Here is an 18,528-nt window from a genome sequence, read left to right as displayed (position 1 = left end):
GAACCGGCGCTAGCGCCGCCCCTGACGGAGCCCCCCATGACCGCCCCGACCAAAACCAAAGACCAGGCCCTGCCGGTATTGCCGCTGCGCGACGTGGTGGTGTTCCCGCACATGGTGATCCCGCTGTTCGTGGGGCGCGAAAAGTCGATCCGGGCGCTGGACATCGCCGTGGAAGGCGACAAGCGCATCCTGCTGGTGGCGCAGAAGTCCCCCGAGACCGATGACCCCGGTGCCGGCGACCTGCATCCGGTGGGCACCATGGCGCAGGTGCTGCAATTGCTGAAGCTGCCCGACGGCACCATCAAGGTGCTGGTGGAGGGCGTTTCCCGCGCCCGTACCAGCGAGGTGCACGCCCGTGACGGTGCCCTGTTCGCCGACGCCGAGGACATTCCCTCGGTGGACAGCCGCGAGCCGCGCGAACTGCAGGCCATCGGTCGTTCGCTGCTGTCGTTGTTCGAGCATTACATCAAGACCAACCGCAAGTTGCCGCCGGAGCTGCTGCAGACCCTGGCCGGCATCGAGGAGCCGTCGCGGCTGGCCGACACCATCGCCGCCCATATCGGCGTGCGCCTGGTGGACAAGCAGAAGCTGCTGGAAACCTTCGATACCGCCGACCGGCTGGAACTGCTGGTGGGTCTGGTGGACAGCGAAATCGACGTGCAGCAGATGGAAAAGCGCATCCGCAGCCGGGTGAAATCGCAGATGGAGAAAAGCCAGCGCGAGTACTACCTGAACGAGCAGATGAAGGCGATCCAGAAGGAGCTGGGTGACCTCGACGAGGCGCCCAACGACCAGGAGGACATGGCCAAGAAGATCGCCAAGGCCGGCATGCCGAAGGTGGTGGAGGCCAAAGCCAAGGCGGAGCTGGCCAAGCTCAAGCAGATGTCGCCGATGTCGGCCGAGGCCGGCGTGGTGCGCAATTACCTGGATTGGCTGGTGGGCGTGCCATGGAAGGCGCGCAGCAAGGTGCGCAAGGATCTGCGCATGGCCCAGCAGACGCTGGATGCCGACCACTACGGCCTGGAGAAGGTCAAGGACCGCATTCTCGAATACCTCGCGGTGCAGTCGCGCGTGGCCAAGATGAAGGGCCCGATCCTGTGCCTGGTCGGCCCGCCCGGCGTGGGCAAGACCTCGCTGGGGCAGAGCATTGCCAAGGCGACCAACCGCAAGTTCGTGCGGATGGCGCTGGGTGGCGTGCGCGACGAGGCCGAGATCCGCGGCCACCGCCGTACCTACGTCGGCTCGATGCCGGGCCGGATCGTGCAGAACCTCAACAAGGTCGGCACCCGCAACCCGCTGTTCATGCTGGACGAGATCGACAAGATGTCGATGGACTTCCGCGGCGACCCGTCCTCGGCGCTGCTGGAGGTGCTCGACCCCGAGCAGAACCACACCTTCAACGACCATTACCTGGAGGTCGACCTCGACCTGTCCGAGGTGATGTTCATCGCCACCTCCAACTCGCTGAACATCCCCGGCCCGCTGCTGGACCGCATGGAGGTGATCCGCATCCCCGGCTACACCGAGGAGGAAAAGCTCAACATCGCCACGCGCTACCTGGTGCCCAAGCAGCTCAAGGCGAACGGCCTGCGTGCGGGCGAACTGGAGATTGCCGAATCCGCCATCGTCGACATCATCCGCTACTACACGCGCGAATCCGGCGTGCGCAATCTCGAGCGTGAAATCGCCAAGATCGCCCGCAAGGTGGTCAAGGAAATCGCCCTGAAGGGTCCGGTGCACCCGGTTGCCGCGAAGGGCAAGCCGGCGAAGGCGGGCAAGGGCAAGGCGGCACCGGCGAAGGCCTTGCAGGTCAACGCCAAAAACCTCGACAAGTACCTGGGCGTGCATCGCTTCGACTATGGTCGCGCCGAGGCCGAGAACGAAGTGGGACTGGTCACCGGGCTGGCGTGGACCGAAGTGGGCGGCGACCTGCTGCAGATCGAGTCCACCCTGGTGCCGGGCAAGGGTGCGTTGCTGCTGACCGGGCAGTTGGGCGACGTGATGAAGGAGTCGGCGTCGGCGGCGCTGTCGGTGGTGCGTGCGCGCACCGAGCAACTCGGCATCGAGTTGGACTTCCTGCAGAAGCACGACGTGCATGTGCACGTGCCGGATGGTGCCACTCCGAAGGATGGCCCCAGCGCCGGCATCGCCATGGCCACCGCGTTGGTGTCCATGCTCACCAAGATCCCGGTGCGCCATGACGTGGCGATGACCGGCGAGATCACCCTGCGTGGCAAGGTCAGCGCGATCGGCGGGCTGAAGGAGAAGTTGCTGGCGGCGTTGCGCGGCGGCATCAAGACCGTGCTCATTCCCGACGAGAACCGCAAGGACCTGGCGGACCTGCCGGCCACCGTCACCAAGCACCTGAAGATCGTGCCGGTGAAGTGGATCGACGAAGTGCTGGATCTGGCGCTGGAACGCCCGCTGGGCGCACGCAAGGTGGACGGGCGGCGGATGCCGGCTACCGGCAAGGCGACGGTGGCGAAGGTAAAATCGAAGGGTCGTTCGGCTTCGCGTACGGCTGTCAAGCACTGAAAGTCATGCGTCATTGCGCGGATTTGCTGCAATGACGCTGAAACCCGCACCAGTGCTTGCTTTCGTGTTGCGCACGGGAAACGGCACTGGTATAAGGTTGGCAACCGCGATGGCCTTCCGTGCAGCGCGGCAATCCCGGGTTCACGGCAGGGGAGCGCCGTCGGGCCCGGTCAATGAATTCTCCGCATCACTTCCTGCAACGGAGTCAACAAGCAAATGAACAAAGCCGATTTCATCGAAGCCGTGGCCGATGCCGCCGAACTCACCAAGGCCGACGCCGGCCGCGCGGTCGACGCGATGGTGGCCGCCATCACCAAGGCCCTGAAGAAGGGCGACACCGTGACCCTGGTGGGCTTCGGCACTTTCTCGGTGCGCAAGCGTGGTGCCCGTACCGGCCGCAACCCGCGCACCGGCGACACCATCAAGATCAAGGCCTCCAAGAACCCGGCGTTCAAGGCTGGCAAGGCGCTGAAGGACGCGGTCAACTGATCGTTGCCCGTCTGGCTTGATGCCCGAACAGCCCGGCCACGTGCCGGGCTTTTTCGTGCCGGGCTTTTCATGGCGGGGTGTTCCGTTGTGCGTGCCGGCCTGCGATAATGCGCGCCCTTGTGGGCACTTAGCTCAGCGGTAGAGCGGCTCCCTTACAAGGAGCGGGTCGGGGGTTCGATCCCCTCAGTGCCCACCAGATTCCGGAATGAAAAAAAAGTTGCACGATCGAAATATTCCGGTATAGTTACGGGCTCCCAGCGGAGTGGTAGTTCAGTCGGTTAGAATGCTGGCCTGTCACGCCGGAGGTCGCGGGTTCGAGTCCCGTCCACTCCGCCAGTTCCAAGCGAAAACCCTGCAGCGATGCAGGGTTTTTCGTTTTTCACGGCCATGCCCGCACCCTGCGTGCAGGTGGATGCAGGAACGGAGCTCGCTCGGGTTAAACTTGGCGGCTACGCCTCACTGCCGGTTTGCCCATGCTGCAGAAACTCCGCGACAAGACCACCGGCTGGATCGCCGGCACCATCCTCACGATCGTGACGGTTCCGTTTGCCTTCTTCGGCATGGAGTCGTACATGTCGCAGCGGGTCGACACCTACGTCGCCCGCATCGCCCAGCCGCCGTCGTGGTGGCAGTCGGCACCGCAGGTGTGGCCGGTGACCTACCTGTGGAAGATCGAGGACATCGACCAGCAGGAATACAAGGAACGGCTGGAGGGCGCGCGCATGCGCGTGCGTGACGCGCAGGGCGAGAACTTCGACCCGAAGGCATTCGAATCGGTGGAAAACAAGCGCCGGGTGCTGGATGCGCTGGTGGACGAACGCCTGATGCTGATGGCCGGCAAGCAGGCCGGCGTCGTCATCAGTGACGCGTTGGTGCGGGACACGATCATGAAGACCCCGGACTTCCAGGTCGACGGCAATTTCAATGCCGACCGTTACCAGATGCTGCTGGGCACCCTGCGCCCGCCGATGACGCCGCGTGATTACGAGGCGAAAATCCGCGAGCAATTGCTGGGCAACTTGATCCCGGGGCGGCTGGCACGCTCCACCTTCGTCACCAATGGCGAATTCGACCGCCTGATGCGCTTGCTGGGTGAGCATCGCGACGTGGCCTACGTGGCCTTGCCGGCTCCGGCAGCCGATACCGACGAGGTCACGCAGGCGCAGGTCGATGCCTGGTACAAGACGCACCAGGGCGAATACCGTTCGCCGGAAACCGTGCGCCTGGAATACGTGGAAGTGGACGGCAGCAAGTTGCCGGCACCGGCCACCGACGAGGCCGCGCTGCGCAAGCGTTATCAGGAACAGAGCGCGAAGTACGCGAGTGCCGGGAAGCGGGAGATTTCGCACATCCTGGTCGCGGTGCCGGCCGGTGCGAATGCGGCGGTGCAGAAGGCGGCCGAAGCCAAGGCGGCGAAGCTGGCCGAGATGGCGCGCGCGCCGGGCGCCGATTTCGCGGCGCTGGCACGCGCAAATTCCGATGACACCGGTTCCAAGGCCGCTGGTGGCGACCTGGGCTGGCTGGGCAAGGGCAGCATGCCCGGCGCATTCGATGAGGCGGCTTTCGCGATGCAGGCTGGCGAAGTGCGCGGCCCGGTCAAGAGCGACTTCGGTTGGCACATCATCAAGGTCAACCAGGTCCAGGCCGGCGTGCAGCGGCCGTTCGAAGAGGTACGCGCGGAGCTGGAGAAGGAGTTGCAGCAGGGTGGGCGCGAACAAGCGTTCAACGACTTGACCGGCAAGCTGGTGGATGCGGTCTACAAGAATCCGTCGTCGCTGGCGCCGGCGGCCAAGGCATTGGGCTTGCAGGTGCAGACCACGCCGGTCTTCAGTCGCGCCGGGGCTGCGGGCATTGCCAGCGAGCAGAAGGTGCTGCGGGCGGCGTTTTCCGACACCCTGATCCAGGATGGCACTGCCAGCGACCCGATCGAGTTGGGCCCGATGCGCACGGTGCTGATCCGGGTGATCGCGCATGAGCCGGAAAAGGCGCAACCGCTGGCGCAGGTGCGAGATGCGGTGGTGGCTTCGATCCGTGCCGACCGCCAGCGCAAGGCCGCCGAGGCTGCGGCCCAGACGTTGTTGCAGGCGGCACGCAAGGATGGCCTGGATGCCGCCGCGCGTGCGGCCGGGCTGGCGGTGGTGGAGGCCAACGACCTTGTTCGCCAGAGCCCGTTGCCGTCGCCGCAGGCGGTGGCGGCGTTCTTCGACGTGCCGCGCCCGCGCGCGGAACATCCGGTGCTGGAAAAGGCCCGGGTGGCGGGCCAGTTCCTGGTGTTCGCGGTGCGTGCCGCACGCGATGGCGACATTACCCAGATGACGCCGCAGGAGCGCGCGCAGATCCTGCGCCAGATCACCGCCGCCGATGGCGAGCAGGCGCAGGAAGCCTTCATCCGCACCGAACGCAAGCGCTACGACATCAAGGTGGCGGAAGACCGCCTCTGAGCCCCGGCTGGCGGCAGGTGGCGCGGTTGACCGTGCTGCCTGCCACCCGGAAACGAAAACGCCCGGCACTGCCGGGCGTTTTTTTGCTGCGGTGGAGTCCGATCAGTCGATCCCGCTCATGCCCATGATGTTGTAGCCGGCGTCGACGTAGGTGATCTCGCCGGTGATGCCATTGGCAAGGTCCGAGCACAGGAACGCGGCGGTGTTGCCGACGTCTTCGATGGTGACCGCACGGCGCAGCGGCGCGGCGGCTTCGAAGCTGCTCAGCATCTTGCGGAAATTGGCGACGCCCGACGCGGCCAGCGTGCGAATCGGGCCGGCCGAGATCGCATTCACGCGGGTGCCTTCCGGGCCCAGTGCCATCGCCATGTAGCGCACGGTGGCTTCCAGCGAGGCCTTGGCGACGCCCATCGTGTTGTAGTTGGCCAGCGCGCGTTCTGCGCCGAGGTAGGACAGGGTGAGGATGCTGCCGTTGCGGCCCTTCATCAGCGGGCGCGCGGCCTTGCCCAGCGCGGCCAGCGAGTAGGCGCTGATGTCGTGGGCGATGTGGTAGCGCTCGCGGTTGATGCCATCGAGGAAGTCGCCCTCGATCGCTTCGCGCGGTGCGAAGGCGATGCAGTGCACGAGGATGTCGAAGCCGTCGCTCCAGTGCTTGCCCAGCTCGGCGAAGCAGTGGTCGATCTGGCCGTCGTCGGCCACGTCCAACGGCAGCACGATCTTGCTGCCGTACCCGGCGGCGGCGTCCTCGACGCGCGACTTGAGCTTTTCATTCTGGTAGGTCAGCGCCAGCTCGGCACCTTCGCGGTGGAAGGCGTCGGCAATGCCGGTGGCGATCGAACGCTGGCTGGCGATGCCGGTGACCAGCGCGCGCTTGCCTTGCAGGAATCCCATGGTGTCTCCTTGTGTGGTGCGCGTGGGGCGCGTCGAGCGAATGCTCTAGTGTGCCTTGCGCAAGGGTTCGCGGCCAGTGCTGCGCGGGTCGTGCGCCTTACAGCCCGGCTTCGCGCAGGCGGCGCAGTTGGTCGCGCACGCTGGCGGCCTCCTCGAACTCGAGGTCGCGGGCATGCTGGTGCATCTTCTGCTCCAGTTCCTTGAGCCGCGCGGCCTGTTGCGCAGGCGACAGGCGCAGGTAGTCCTGCACCGGCTCGGCCACGCGCTTGGTCTTGCCGTGCCCCTTCAGCACACCCGGTTCGTTGCGGGCACCTTCCATCACGTCGCGCACGGCACGCTGCACCGACTGCGGGGTGATGCCGTGTTCGGCGTTGAACTCCTGCTGCTTCTGGCGGCGGCGACTGGTTTCGTCCAGCGCCGCCTGCATCGAACGGGTGATCCGGTCCGCGTACAGGATCGCCTTGCCGCGCAGGTTGCGGGCGGCGCGGCCGATGGTCTGGATCAGCGAGCCGGTGCTGCGCAGGAACCCTTCCTTGTCGGCATCGAGGATGGCGACCAGCGACACCTCCGGCATGTCCAGGCCCTCGCGCAACAGGTTGATGCCCACCAGTACGTCGAATACCCCCAGCCGCAGGTCGCGGATGATTTCCACCCGCTCGACCGTATCCACGTCGGAGTGCAGGTAGCGTACCTTCACGCCGTGCTCGCCCAGGTACTCGGTGAGGTTTTCCGCCATCTTCTTGGTCAGCGTGGTCACCAGCACGCGGTCTTCCATCGCCACGCGCTTGTGGATTTCGCTGAGCAGGTCGTCCACCTGGGTCGCCACCGGGCGGATTTCCACCTCGGGATCGATCAATCCGGTGGGCCGCACCACCAGCTCGATGATGTCATTGCAGGCTTCGCGCAGTTCGTACGGGCCCGGCGTGGCCGAGACATAGACGCTGCGCGGTGTGCGTGCTTCCCATTCCTCGAATTTCAGCGGTCGGTTGTCCAGCGCCGACGGCAGCCGGAAACCGAACTCCACCAGGGTTTCCTTGCGCGAGCGGTCGCCCTTGTACATCGCGCCCACCTGCGGGATGGTGACGTGCGATTCGTCCACCACCAGCAGCGCATCGGCCGGCAGGTAGTCGAACAGGGTCGGTGGCGGCTCGCCCGGCGCGCGCCCGGTGAGGTGGCGCGAATAGTTTTCGATGCCGCTGCAGTAGCCCACTTCCGCCATCATTTCCAGGTCGAACTGGGTGCGTTGCTGCAGGCGCTGCGCCTCCACCAGCTTGTTGTTGGCGTACAGGTGCTCCAGTCGTTCGCGCAGCTCGTCCTTGATGGTGTCGATGGCCGCCAGCGTGCGTTCGCGCGGGGTGGCGTAATGGGTCTTGGGGTAGACCACGTAGCGCGGCAGCTTGCGCAGGAGCTGGCCGGTGAGTGGATCGAACATCGACAATTGCTCGATCTCGCCATCGAACAGTTCGATCCGCAGCGCCTCCAGCTCGGATTCCGCCGGAAACACGTCCACGGTTTCGCCGCGTACGCGGAACGTGCCGCGATCCAGCACCAATTCGTTGCGGCTGTATTGCAGGGTGGTGAGGTGGCGCAGCAACTCGCGCTGGTCGATGCGCTCGCCGCGCGACAGGATCAGGCGCATCGCCAGGTAGTCTTCCGGCGCGCCGAGGCCGTAGATGGCGGATACCGAGGCCACGACGATCGTGTCCCGGCGCGACAGCAGCGCCTTGGTGGCGGCCAGTCGCATCTGTTCGATGTGGTCGTTGATTGCGCTGTCCTTCTCGATGAAGGTGTCGCTGGCCGGCACGTAGGCTTCCGGCTGGTAATAGTCGTAATAGCTGACGAAATATTCCACCGCGTTGTGCGGGAAAAACGCCTTGAATTCTCCATACAGCTGCGCGGCCAGTGTCTTGTTCGGTGCCATCACCAGCGTGGGTTTCTGCACCCGCTGGATCATGTTGGCGACGGTGTAGGTCTTGCCCGAGCCGGTCACGCCCAGCAGCACCTGCCGGGCCACGCCATTGTCGAAACCGGCAACCAGCCTTTCGATCGCCTGCGGCTGGTCGCCGGCAGGCTGGTAGGGCGATACCAGCTGGAAGCGGTCGGAGGCGGTGGCAAGGTCGAGGTCGGAGGGAACGGACTGGCTCATCGGGCGGCGCTGGCAACAGGCAACCTGCAAGTCTACGCCGTGAAGCCGGACGGCCTGCCGCATGCCGGGGAATTCCGGGGCACGTGCAGGGTTTTTTCCGACCCGTGCGTGGGGCAGGGGCCGATCGTGACGACGATCCCGCCACGCCAGACTGGGGCTACGCCATCGGGAGCCCCGCCATGTTGCAACGCCACGCCGGATTCACCTTGATCGAATTGCTCATGAGCGTCGCCATCGTCGCTTTGCTGGCCGGCATCGGCCTGCCGCCGATGGGCCGGCTGGTCGAGCGGCACCGTGCCAACGTGGCCATGAACACCTTGACCGCGCACATGCAACTGGCCCGCATCGCGGCCATCAGCCGCAACCGGCGCGCGGTGCTGTGCCCCACCAGCGACGGGGCGCACTGCGTGGCGGGCAACGACTGGAGCCCGGGCTGGATGATGTTCATCGACGAGGATGGCAATCGCCAGCCGGATCACGCCGATGACATCCTGCAGGTTGACCTGCAGGCCGCCAGTCCGCACTTGCGGATCACCAGCAACAGTGGCCGTGCCCAACTGCGCTACCTGCCGGACGGCACCAGCGCCGGCAGCAATCTCACCGTCTCCGTGTGCACCCCCGATGGCCAATTGCTGGGCCAGGTGATCGTCAACAACATCGGTCGCCCGCGCAGCCAGCGGCCGGCGGTGGCCACCGCCTGCCCGGCGTGACATGCGGGGTGCCGCCATGAAATCGCGGCGGAATCGCGGCGCTTGTCGGCAGCCTTCGCATCGGGCTACAATTCGCGCCCCCGTGAGCGAAGCGATCGGGGCAACCGGGCGGTTAGCTCAGCGGTAGAGCACTACCTTGACATGGTAGGGGTCACAGGTTCGAACCCTGTACCGCCCACCACGCTGCATCTGGCGGCGTGGCAACACATCGGAGAAAGGTGGCCCGCGGCAACGCCGGCCGAGCGTGCGACATGAGCACTACCTGCGCCCACTGCTGAGCCTGCCGACGCGTTCGATCCTTCTTGTGATGGGTTTTCGAAAGGCGCTGCGGCGTCTTTTTTCGTATTTGCGCCCCGAATTTCCTTCCCGCCGGCACTGGCCGGATGCCCCCGAGACAACCGAACATGGTCAATATCACGCTGCCCGATGGTTCCGTCCGTTCGTTCGATGCGCCGGTGACGGTGGCCGATGTCGCCGCCTCCATCGGTGCGGGCTTGGCCAAAGCCACCTTGGCCGGCAAAGTGGATGACGCGCTGGTGGATGCCAGTTTTCGCATCCAGCACGACGCTTCGCTTGCCATCATCACCGAGAAATCACCGGAAGCGCTGGACATCCTGCGCCACTCCACCGCGCACTTGCTGGCGCAGGCCGTGCAGCGCCTGTTCCCCGGCGCGCAGGTCACCATCGGCCCGGTGATCGACAACGGCTTCTATTACGACTTCGCCTACGAGCGCCCGTTCACGCCGGAAGACTTGCCGGTGATCGAGGCGGAGATGCAGAAGATCGTGAAAGAAGCGCTGCCGCTGTCGCGCAGCGTGAAGTCGCGCGACGACGCGGTGGCCTACTTCAAGGGGCTGGGCGAGGCCTACAAGGCCGAGATCATTGAAAGCATTCCGGCCGATCAAGAATTGTCGCTGTACACCCAGGGCGAGTTCACCGACCTCTGCCGCGGCCCGCATGTGCCCGGTACCGACAAGCTGCGTGCATTCAAGCTGATGAAGGTGGCTGGTGCCTACTGGCGTGGCGACAGCAACAACCAGATGCTCAGCCGCATCTATGGCACCGCGTGGTTGAACGACAAAGATTTGAAGGCGTATCTGCATCAGATCGAGGAAGCGGAAAAGCGCGACCACCGCAAAATCGCCAAGGTGCAAGATTTGTTCCACCTGCAAGAAGAAGGTCCCGGGCTGGTGTTTTGGCACCCTAAGGGCTGGAGCATCTGGCAGGTGGTCGAACAGTACATGCGCAAGGTGTACCGCGAGACCGGCTACGGCGAAGTGCGCTGCCCGCAGATTCTCGACGTGACCCTGTGGCAGAAGTCCGGCCACTGGGACAACTACAAGGACAACATGTTCTTCACCGAGTCCGAAAAACGGACTTATGCGGTGAAGCCGATGAACTGCCCCGGCCATGTGCAGGTGTTCAATCAAGGCTTGCACAGCTACCGCGACTTGCCGATCCGCTACGGCGAATTTGGCGCTTGCCACCGCAACGAGCCGTCCGGCGCGCTGCACGGCATCCTGCGCGTGCGTGGCTTCACCCAGGACGACGGCCACATTTTCTGCACCGAAAGTCAGATCGAATCCGAAGTGCGCGCCTTCCATGAGCAGGCGCTCAAGGTCTATTCGGATTTCGGCTTTTCCGACATCCAGATCAAGATCGCGCTGCGGCCGGATTCACGGCTGGGCGACGATGCCACCTGGGACAAGGCCGAGGACGCGTTGCGCAATGCGCTGCGGGCCTCCGGGGTAGAATGGCAGGAGCTGCCGGGCGAGGGCGCGTTCTATGGCCCGAAGATCGAGTACCACCTGAAGGACGCCATCGGCCGCACCTGGCAGCTGGGCACCATGCAGGTGGACTTCATGATGCCGGGCCGGCTGGGCGCGGAATATGTGGATGAACACAGCCAGCGCAAGCACCCGGTGATGCTGCACCGCGCCATCGTCGGTTCGATGGAGCGGTTCATCGGCATCCTGATCGAACACCACGCCGGCCAGTTCCCGGCCTGGCTGGCGCCGGTGCAGGCGGTGGTCATGAATATCACCGATGCGCAGGCCGATGCCGTCGAAGACGCCAGAAAAGCCCTTGCGAATCAAGGCTTCCGGGTGGTTTCCGATTTGCGGAACGAAAAAATCGGCTATAAAATCCGCGAGCACACGCTGCAGCGCGTGCCGTACCTGCTGGTGGTCGGGGACCGCGAGAAGGAAAACGGCCAGCTGTCGGTGCGCACGCGGGGCGGGGAAGACCTTGGCAGCATGTCCGTCGATGCCTTCATCGCACGTTTGCGCGAAGAAGGGGCTGGTTGACGCCAGCTCCGTCGTGCATTGGCAGGCCGCCGGTATCCCAACCGGTGGTCGATCCGGCCTCTGGCGAGGCCAACCCTTGGAGATTGCAACATCAGTACCCCCGACAACAAGCAGAACCGGCGCAACCTCGAAATCCGCGTCCCGCGCGTCCGCGTCATCGGCAGCGATGGCGAGATGATTGGCGTGCTGTCCCGTGATGAAGCGCTGCGCATGGCCGAGGACGAAGAGCTCGATTTGGTCGAGATCCAGCCCAATGCCGAGCCGCCGGTCTGCAAGATCATGGACTTCGGCAAGTTCAAGTTCGAACAGCAGAAGAAGGCCAACGAAGCCAAGAAGAAGACCAAGCAGGTCGAGATCAAGGAAGTGAAGTTCCGTCCGGTCACGGACGAGGGCGACTACCAGATCAAGTTGCGCAAGATGCGCGAATTCCTGGTCGAGGGTGACAAGATCAAGGTCAACATCCGCTTCCGTGGCCGCGAGATGAGCCATCAGGAGCTGGGCCGCGAGATGGCGGCGCGGATCGAGGCCGATCTTGGCGAGGACATCGTCATCGAGTCGCGCCCGCGCCTGGAAGGCCGGCAGATGGTGATGATGATCGCCCCCAAGAAAAAGTGATGCCCTTCCTTCTCCCCTCGCGGGAGAAGGTGGCGCAAAGCGCCGGGTGAAGGGCTCTCGCCCCCTCGCCCGCAACGCGGGGAGAGGGCAAGTGGGGAGGGGGCTCTTGCTTTGCAATCGCCCGCAATTCAAGGCATAATGGCTGGCCCGGTTCGCTGGGTTTGCTGTCGGTTGTACTCATGGACCCGCCCTGTCCGTTTCGGATCAAGGGCTTACCCACCGGTCGGGCAGGATGGAAAGCGTGGTCGTGCCGCAAGGCATGCCGCCGCCCAGGCCAGTTCTAGATTTCACAAGGATTTCCAATGCCCAAGATCAAGACCAATCGGGCGGCGGCCAAGCGCTTCCGGAAGACCGCTTCCGGCAAGTACAAGTGCGGCCACGCCAACAAGAGCCACATCCTCACCAAGAAGGCGACCAAGCGGAAGCGCAACCTGCGGCAGACGAACCATGTTCGTGCCGAGGACGCAGGCCGTCTGGACCGCATGCTGCCTTATCTCTGAGGAGGACTGAACCATGGCACGAGTCAAGCGCGGCGTCGTCGCACGGCGCAGTCACAAGAAAGTCCTGAAGGCCGCCAAGGGGTATTACAACGCCCGCCGCAAGGTCTTCCGCGTCGCCAAGCAGGCGGTCACCAAGGCCCTGCAGTACGCCTACATCGGCCGCAAGCAGAAGAAGCGCCATTTCCGCACCCTGTGGATTGCGCGTATCAACGCTGCTGCGCGCGCCAACGGCATGAGCTACAGCCGCTTCATGAACGGCCTGCTGAAGGCCGGGATCACCCTGGACCGCAAGGTGCTGGCAGACATCGCCGTGCACGACGCGGCGGGCTTTACCGCCCTGACCGAAAAGGCCAAGGGCGCTTTGGCGGCGTAAGCCGTCACTCCACAGCAGTTGTAGCGGCGGCCTCGGTCGCCATCACGTGGGGAAGGGCGCAAGTCCTTCCCCATGTTTGTTTCTGGCTCCGGGAAATCCCATGACCGACATCCAATCCCTGTCCGATTCGGCGTTGTCCGAGATCAAAGCTGCCGCGACCCCCGATGCGCTGGAGGCCCTGCGTGTTGCGTTGCTGGGCAAGAACGGCAGCATCACCGCGCAGCTGAAGGCGCTGGGCACGTTGCCGGGTGACCAGCGCAAGGCCGCGGGCGAGGCGATCAATCGTGCCCGTGATGCCATCGGCAGCGCGCTGGCCGAACGCAAGCAACTGCTGGACGCTGCGGCGCTGGACGTGCGCCTGGCCGGCGAGTCCATCGATGTCACCCTGCCGGGGCGTGATGCCGCGCGCGGCGGCGTGCACCCGGTCAGCCGCACGCTGGAGCGCATCAGCGAGATCTTCGGGCGGCTGGGCTACGCGTCCGCCGACGGCCCGGAAATCGAAGACGACTGGCACAACTTCGAGGCGCTGAACTTCCCGCCGCACCACCCGGCGCGCGCCATGCACGACACGTTCTATTTCCCGGATGGCCGGCTGCTGCGCACCCATACCTCCGGCGTGCAGATTCGCTACATGCAGGACCTGCTGGCGCGCGGCGGGCAGCCGCCGCTGCGCATGATCGCGGCCGGCAAGGTCTATCGCAGCGATTCCGACCAGACCCACACGCCGATGTTCCATCAAGTGGAAGGCCTGCTGGTGGACGAGCACGCCAGCTTTGCCGACCTCAAGGGCACGCTGGTGGCGTTCGTGCGCGCGTTCTTCGAACGCGACTTCGAAATGCGTTTCCGCCCCAGCTACTTCCCCTTCACCGAGCCGTCGGCGGAAGTGGACATCGCCTGGCAGCAGGCCGATGGCAGCACCCGCTGGCTGGAGGTACTGGGCTGCGGAATGGTGCATCCGAACGTACTGAAGAGCGTGGGCATCGACCCGGAGAGGTACACCGGCTTCGCCTTCGGCCTCGGCGTCGAGCGCTTCGCCATGCTGCGCTACGGCGTGGATGACCTGCGTTCCTTCTTCGACAACGACGTGCGCTTCCTGCGCCAGTTCGCCTGAGGTAGTGCGATGAAATTTTCCGAAAACTGGCTGCGCCAGCACGTCAAGACCAGCGCGACGCGCGAGGAGTTGGCCGCCACCCTGACCGCCATCGGTCTGGAAGTGGAAGAACTCACGCCACTTGGCGAGGCACTGGGCGGCGTGGTGGTGGCCAAAATTCTGTCCGCTGAAAAACACCCGGAAGCGGACAAACTGCAAATCTGCCAGGTGGATGCCGGGCAGGGCGCACCGCTGCAAATCGTCTGCGGCGCGCCGAATGCGCGTGCGGGCTTGGTGGCGCCGCTGGCCACCATCGGTACCACGGTGGGCACGCTGACCATCAAGGCCGCCAAGCTGCGCGGCGTGGAGTCCAACGGGATGCTGTGCTCGGCGAAAGAGCTGGGCATCGACGCCGACGCCTCCGGCCTGCTGGAACTGCCGGACGATGCGCCGGTGGGCAAGCCGTTGGCCGATTACCTGGGCTTGCCGGATGCCAGCATCGAGCTGAAGCTCACCCCCAACCGCGCCGACTGCTTCGGCGTGCGCGGCATCGCCTTCGACGTGGCGGCTGCCACCGGCTGCGAAGTGGAGCCGCTGCAGGCCGACGCCGTGCCTGCGCTGATCGACAGCGTGATGGCGGTGGAATTGCACGCCGGCAGCGATGCGCCGCGCTTCGTCGCCCGCGTGATCGAGGGCGTGGACCCGGCGGCGAAGACGCCGGTGTGGATGGCGCAGCGGCTGGTGCGCAGCGGCGTGCGCCCGGTCAGCTTTCTCGTCGACGTCACCCAGTACCTGATGCTGGAGCTCGGCCAGCCGATGCATGCCTACGACCGCGACCTACTCAAGGGGCCGGTCGGCGTCCGCCATGCACATGCGGGTGAAACCCTGATGCTGCTCAATGGCGACGAGGCGAAGCTGGACGCTGGCTTCCTCGTCATCACCGACGCCGACCGGGTGGTCGGGCTGGCCGGCATCATGGGCGGCAACGACACCAAGGTGGGCGACACCACCCGCAACGTGCTGCTGGAGGCCGCGCATTTCGCGCCGTCCGCCATCATCGGCCGCAGCCGCAAGCTGGGCCTGCATACCGATGCCGCGCACCGCTTCGAGCGCGGCGTGGACCCGGAGTTGCCGCGCATCGCCATCGAGCGTGCTACCCGCTTGATCCTGGAGATCGCCGGCGGCCAACCCGGTCCGGTGGTAGAGGCCGTGCTGCCCGAATATCTGCCGCAGCCGCAGCCGGTCATCCTGCGCCGCACGCGGCTGGCCCGCGTGCTGGGCACGCAGGTGGCCGATGCCGAAGTGGCGCGCATCCTCACCGCGCTCGGCTTGGCGGTGCAGGCGGTTGCCGAGGGCTGGCAGGTGACGCCGCCGGCGCGCCGCTTCGACCTCGCCATCGAGGAAGACCTGATCGAGGAAATCGCCCGCATCCACGGCTACGACGCGATTCCCGCCACCCTGCCGGGCGGCTCCACCCGGTTGATCGCGCCCAGCGAAAGCCGCAGCAGCGAACACGACCTGCGTCGCCAGTTGGTGGCGCGCGACTATCTGGAGGCGATCAATTTCGCCTTCGTCGATGCCGATCTGCTGAAGACGTGGCAGCTGGACGCCGGCGGCGTCGCGCTGGCCAACCCGCTCAGCGCCGAGCTGGGCGTGATGCGCACCCGCCTGCTGCCGGGGCTGGCGGCGGCGCTGGCGCGCAACGTGGCGCGCCAGCAGCCGCGCGTGCGCCTGTTCGAGCTGGGCCGCACGTTCGCGGCGAGCGAAGACGCGCCGCAGGAGACGCGTCGCGTCGCCGCCGTTGCCTGCGGCAAGGCCACCGCCGAGCAATGGGGCGTGGCCGAGCGCGCGCTCGACTTCCACGACCTCAAGGGCGATCTGGACAGCCTGGCCGCGCTGTCAGGCGCGGTGCTGGAGTACCGCGCCTCGACGCAGCCGTTCGCCCATCCCGGACGCAGCGCCGACGTGTATCGCCGCGATGAGGCGGGTGAAAGCGCGTGCATCGGCTGGATCGGTCAGCTGCATCCGCGCCTGGAGCACACGCTGGGCCTGGACGTGGATGTCTACGGTTTCGAACTGGCATTGGACGCGCTGCTGGCGCGCCCGTTGCCGCGCGCCAAGGCGCTGTCGAAGTATCCGTCCGTCCGCCGGGATCTTGCGTTCGTTGTCCCGGAAACGGTGTCGTGGGCGGCCATGAAGGCGACTGCGGAAACCGCCGCGGGCCCGAGCCTGCGCGAACTGCGGTTGTTCGACCGCTATGCCGGCAAGGGCATCGAATCGGGTTTCAAGAGTCTCGCCATCGGCTTGATTTTGCAGGACGAATCCCGCACCCTGACAGACCCCGATGTGGATGCCGTGGTGGCCGCCGTGGTGGCCGCGCTGGGCAAGGTGCATGGCGCGAGCATGCGGGGCTGACAGGGGGCGGTGATGGCGTTGACCAAGGCGGAAATGGCGGAGCGCATCTACGAGGATGTGGGTCTGAACAAGCGTGAGGCCAAGGAATTCGTGGATGCGTTCTTCGACGCATTGCGCGAGGCGCTGGAGCAGGGGCGGCAGGTGAAGCTGTCCGGCTTCGGCAATTTCGACCTGCGTCGCAAGAGCCCGCGCCCCGGCCGCAACCCCAAGACCGGCGAGGAAATCCCGATCTCCGCGCGCACCGTGGTCACGTTCCGCCCGGGGCAGAAACTGAAGGAGCGCGTGGAAGCCTACGCGGGTGTCGCCCATGCTTGACCCGGGCAGCAACCGCGAGCTTCCGCCCATCCCGGCCAAGCGCTACTTCACCATCGGCGAAGTCAGCGAACTGTGCGAGGTCAAGCCGCACGTGCTGCGCTACTGGGAGACCGAGTTCCCCAGCCTGGAACCGTCCAAGCGGCGCGGCAACCGCCGCTACTACCAGCGCCATGACGTGCTGATGGTGCGGCAGATCCGCAGCCTGCTGTACGAACAGGGCTACACCATCGGCGGCGCGCGCCTGCGCCTGGAAGGTGACGGTGCAAAGCAGGAGTCGGCACTGAGCAACCAGATCGTCCGCCAGGTGCGGGCTGAACTGGAAGAAGTTTTGCAGTTGCTGCGGCGCTGACATTTTCCCGGTATCGGCTATACTTGCCGGCCAATCTTCGGGGTATAGCGCAGCCTGGTAGCGCACTTGTCTGGGGGACAAGTGGTCGTCGGTTCAAATCCGGCTACCCCGACCAACTCGTCCGGCTCGGTCCGGAACCACCGGAAGCCCTGCTGGACAGCAGGGCTTCCGCGTTTCGGGGCCAAGGAGAGCGCAGGCACATGCCAACCTGGCTGGTCACCGGCGGCGCCGGTTTCATCGGCGGCAATTTCGTGCTGCAGGCGGTGGCGCGCGGCATCAAGGTGGTGAACCTGGATGCGCTGACCTATGCCGGCAACCTGCACACGCTGGCCGCCGTGCAGGGCGACCCGAACCATGTCTTCGTGCACGGCGACATCGGCGACCGTGCGCTGGTTGCCGCATTGCTGGCCGAACACCGCCCCGACGCGGTGCTGAACTTCGCCGCCGAAAGCCACGTCGACCGTTCCATCGACGGCCCCGCCGCGTTCATCCAGACCAATGTGGTGGGCACGCTGGCGCTGCTGGAAGCAGCGCGCGATTACTGGACGTCGCTGCGAGGCGAGGCGAAAGACGCCTTCCGTTTCCTGCATGTCTCCACCGACGAGGTGTACGGCACGCTGGGTGCGACGGGGCAGTTCACCGAGTCCACGCCATACGCGCCCAATTCGCCGTATTCGGCGTCCAAGGCCGCCTCCGACCACCTGGTGCGTGCCTTCCACCACACCTACGGGCTGCCGGTGCTGACCACCCACTGCAGCAACAACTACGGGCCGTACCACTTCCCCGAGAAGCTCATCCCGCTGGTGATCGCCAAGGCGCTGGCCGGCGAGCCGCTGCCGGTGTACGGCGATGGCAGGCAGGTGCGCGACTGGCTGTTCGTGGCCGACCATTGCGAGGCGATCCGCACCGTGCTGGCCAAGGGCCGGGTGGGCGAGACCTACAACGTCGGCGGCAATGCCGAGAAGCAGAACATCGAGGTGGTGCAGGCGCTCTGCGCGCTGCTGGATGCGCGCCGTCCGCGCGCCGACGGCCTGCCGCGCGCATCGCAGATCACTTTCGTGGCCGACCGCCCCGGCCACGACCGCCGCTACGCCATCGATGCCAGCAAGCTGCGCAACGAACTGGGCTGGACGCCGAGGTACAGTTTCGAGCAGGGCATCGCCGAGACGGTGGACTGGTATCTGGCCCATCAGGACTGGGTGAATCGCGTGCTGGACGGCAGCTACCGGCTGGAAAGGATGGGAACGGCATGAAACGCAAGGGCCCGCTCCGAAAGGGAATCCTCCTCGCCGGCGGCAGCGGCACCCGGCTGTATCCGCTGACGCAGGCGATCAGCAAGCAGCTGCTGCCGGT

The 18,528-nt window shown here is 65.7% G+C and carries 16 protein-coding genes and 4 tRNA genes; 18 read left to right on the top strand and 2 right to left on the bottom strand.

The features are described 5' to 3' along the window. Positions 1–36 precede the first annotated feature (36 nt). The 5 genes from lon to ACE3OK_RS11795 all read left to right on the top strand — a co-directional run bounded on the left by lon (position 37) and on the right by ACE3OK_RS11795 (position 5,465). The gene (gene lon, locus ACE3OK_RS11815) at positions 37–2,535 is read left to right on the top strand and encodes an endopeptidase La (RefSeq protein ID WP_374249742.1); all 2,499 of its coding nucleotides are present in this window, start codon (positions 37–39) and stop codon (positions 2,533–2,535) included. A 216-nt stretch (positions 2,536–2,751) separates the two neighbouring features. Beyond that, positions 2,752–3,024, top strand: coding sequence for an HU family DNA-binding protein (locus tag ACE3OK_RS11810; RefSeq protein ID WP_297833357.1), 273 nt, complete (start codon positions 2,752–2,754; stop codon positions 3,022–3,024). A gap of 121 nt (positions 3,025–3,145) precedes the next feature. Next, positions 3,146–3,220: transfer RNA gene (locus ACE3OK_RS11805), tRNA-Val, on the top strand. A 63-nt stretch (positions 3,221–3,283) separates the two neighbouring features. Continuing rightward, positions 3,284–3,360, top strand: a tRNA-Asp gene (locus tag ACE3OK_RS11800). A gap of 137 nt (positions 3,361–3,497) precedes the next feature. Further along, the gene (locus tag ACE3OK_RS11795) at positions 3,498–5,465 is read left to right on the top strand and encodes a SurA N-terminal domain-containing protein (RefSeq protein ID WP_374249741.1); all 1,968 of its coding nucleotides are present in this window, start codon (positions 3,498–3,500) and stop codon (positions 5,463–5,465) included. A gap of 102 nt (positions 5,466–5,567) precedes the next feature. Here the strand turns inward: ACE3OK_RS11795 and ACE3OK_RS11790 are convergent, their stop codons facing one another. Together ACE3OK_RS11790 and uvrB are read right to left on the bottom strand one after the other, a co-directional pair. After that, positions 5,568–6,356: an enoyl-ACP reductase gene (locus tag ACE3OK_RS11790; protein ID WP_374249740.1), complete on the bottom strand. Its 789-nt coding sequence runs from the start codon at positions 6,354–6,356 to the stop codon at positions 5,568–5,570. Positions 6,357–6,453: 97 nt separating this feature from the next. Further along, on the bottom strand, positions 6,454–8,502 hold the full coding sequence (uvrB, locus tag ACE3OK_RS11785; RefSeq protein WP_374249739.1) for an excinuclease ABC subunit UvrB: 2,049 nt from the start codon (positions 8,500–8,502) through the stop codon (positions 6,454–6,456). A gap of 179 nt (positions 8,503–8,681) precedes the next feature. Between uvrB and ACE3OK_RS11780 the strand changes: the two genes are divergently transcribed. From ACE3OK_RS11780 to ACE3OK_RS11720, 13 genes are all read left to right on the top strand, one after another. Continuing rightward, entirely contained in the window at positions 8,682–9,212 is a 531-nt protein-coding gene (locus ACE3OK_RS11780; protein WP_374249738.1) for a GspH/FimT family pseudopilin, read from the top strand. A 106-nt stretch (positions 9,213–9,318) separates the two neighbouring features. Beyond that, positions 9,319–9,393: transfer RNA gene (locus ACE3OK_RS11775), tRNA-Val, on the top strand. Between the two features lie 223 nt (positions 9,394–9,616). Further along, entirely contained in the window at positions 9,617–11,518 is a 1,902-nt protein-coding gene (thrS, locus tag ACE3OK_RS11770) for a threonine--tRNA ligase (RefSeq protein WP_374249737.1), read from the top strand. A 90-nt stretch (positions 11,519–11,608) separates the two neighbouring features. After that, positions 11,609–12,133 carry a translation initiation factor IF-3 gene (infC, locus tag ACE3OK_RS11765; protein ID WP_374249765.1) on the top strand — a complete coding sequence of 175 codons (525 nt, stop codon included), beginning with the start codon at positions 11,609–11,611 and terminating at the stop codon, positions 12,131–12,133. A gap of 302 nt (positions 12,134–12,435) precedes the next feature. Further along, positions 12,436–12,633 carry a 50S ribosomal protein L35 gene (gene rpmI / locus ACE3OK_RS11760; protein ID WP_027083463.1) on the top strand — a complete coding sequence of 66 codons (198 nt, stop codon included), beginning with the start codon at positions 12,436–12,438 and terminating at the stop codon, positions 12,631–12,633. Positions 12,634–12,646: 13 nt separating this feature from the next. Further along, on the top strand, positions 12,647–13,006 hold the full coding sequence (gene rplT / locus ACE3OK_RS11755) for a 50S ribosomal protein L20 (RefSeq protein WP_374249736.1): 360 nt from the start codon (positions 12,647–12,649) through the stop codon (positions 13,004–13,006). Positions 13,007–13,106: 100 nt separating this feature from the next. Beyond that, entirely contained in the window at positions 13,107–14,117 is a 1,011-nt protein-coding gene (pheS, locus tag ACE3OK_RS11750; protein ID WP_374249735.1) for a phenylalanine--tRNA ligase subunit alpha, read from the top strand. Between the two features lie 9 nt (positions 14,118–14,126). Continuing rightward, complete coding sequence (pheT, locus tag ACE3OK_RS11745) at positions 14,127–16,511, top strand: phenylalanine--tRNA ligase subunit beta (protein WP_374249734.1); 2,385 nt, start codon at positions 14,127–14,129, stop codon at positions 16,509–16,511. A 12-nt stretch (positions 16,512–16,523) separates the two neighbouring features. Then, complete coding sequence (locus tag ACE3OK_RS11740) at positions 16,524–16,826, top strand: integration host factor subunit alpha (RefSeq protein WP_374249733.1); 303 nt, start codon at positions 16,524–16,526, stop codon at positions 16,824–16,826. Beyond that, positions 16,819–17,175 carry a MerR family transcriptional regulator gene (locus tag ACE3OK_RS11735; protein WP_374249732.1) on the top strand — a complete coding sequence of 119 codons (357 nt, stop codon included), beginning with the start codon at positions 16,819–16,821 and terminating at the stop codon, positions 17,173–17,175. The genes ACE3OK_RS11740 and ACE3OK_RS11735 overlap by 8 nt, the downstream gene beginning before the upstream one ends. Positions 17,176–17,213: 38 nt before the next feature. Further along, positions 17,214–17,290 (top strand) — tRNA-Pro (locus ACE3OK_RS11730). Between the two features lie 85 nt (positions 17,291–17,375). Continuing rightward, a complete protein-coding gene (rfbB, locus tag ACE3OK_RS11725; protein ID WP_374249731.1) occupies positions 17,376–18,428 on the top strand; it encodes a dTDP-glucose 4,6-dehydratase in 1,053 nt (350 codons plus the stop codon). Then, positions 18,425–18,528, top strand: a 104-nt coding sequence (locus tag ACE3OK_RS11720; RefSeq protein WP_374249764.1) for a sugar phosphate nucleotidyltransferase, incomplete at its 3' end; no start/stop codon positions are given. The genes rfbB and ACE3OK_RS11720, both read left to right, overlap by 4 nt.

This window comes from Thermomonas sp., assembly GCF_041905325.1.
Lineage (GTDB): Bacteria > Pseudomonadota > Gammaproteobacteria > Xanthomonadales > Xanthomonadaceae > Thermomonas.
The sequence above is the reverse complement of the archived record's forward strand: the minus strand, read 5'-3'. Positions and strand labels throughout refer to the sequence as shown.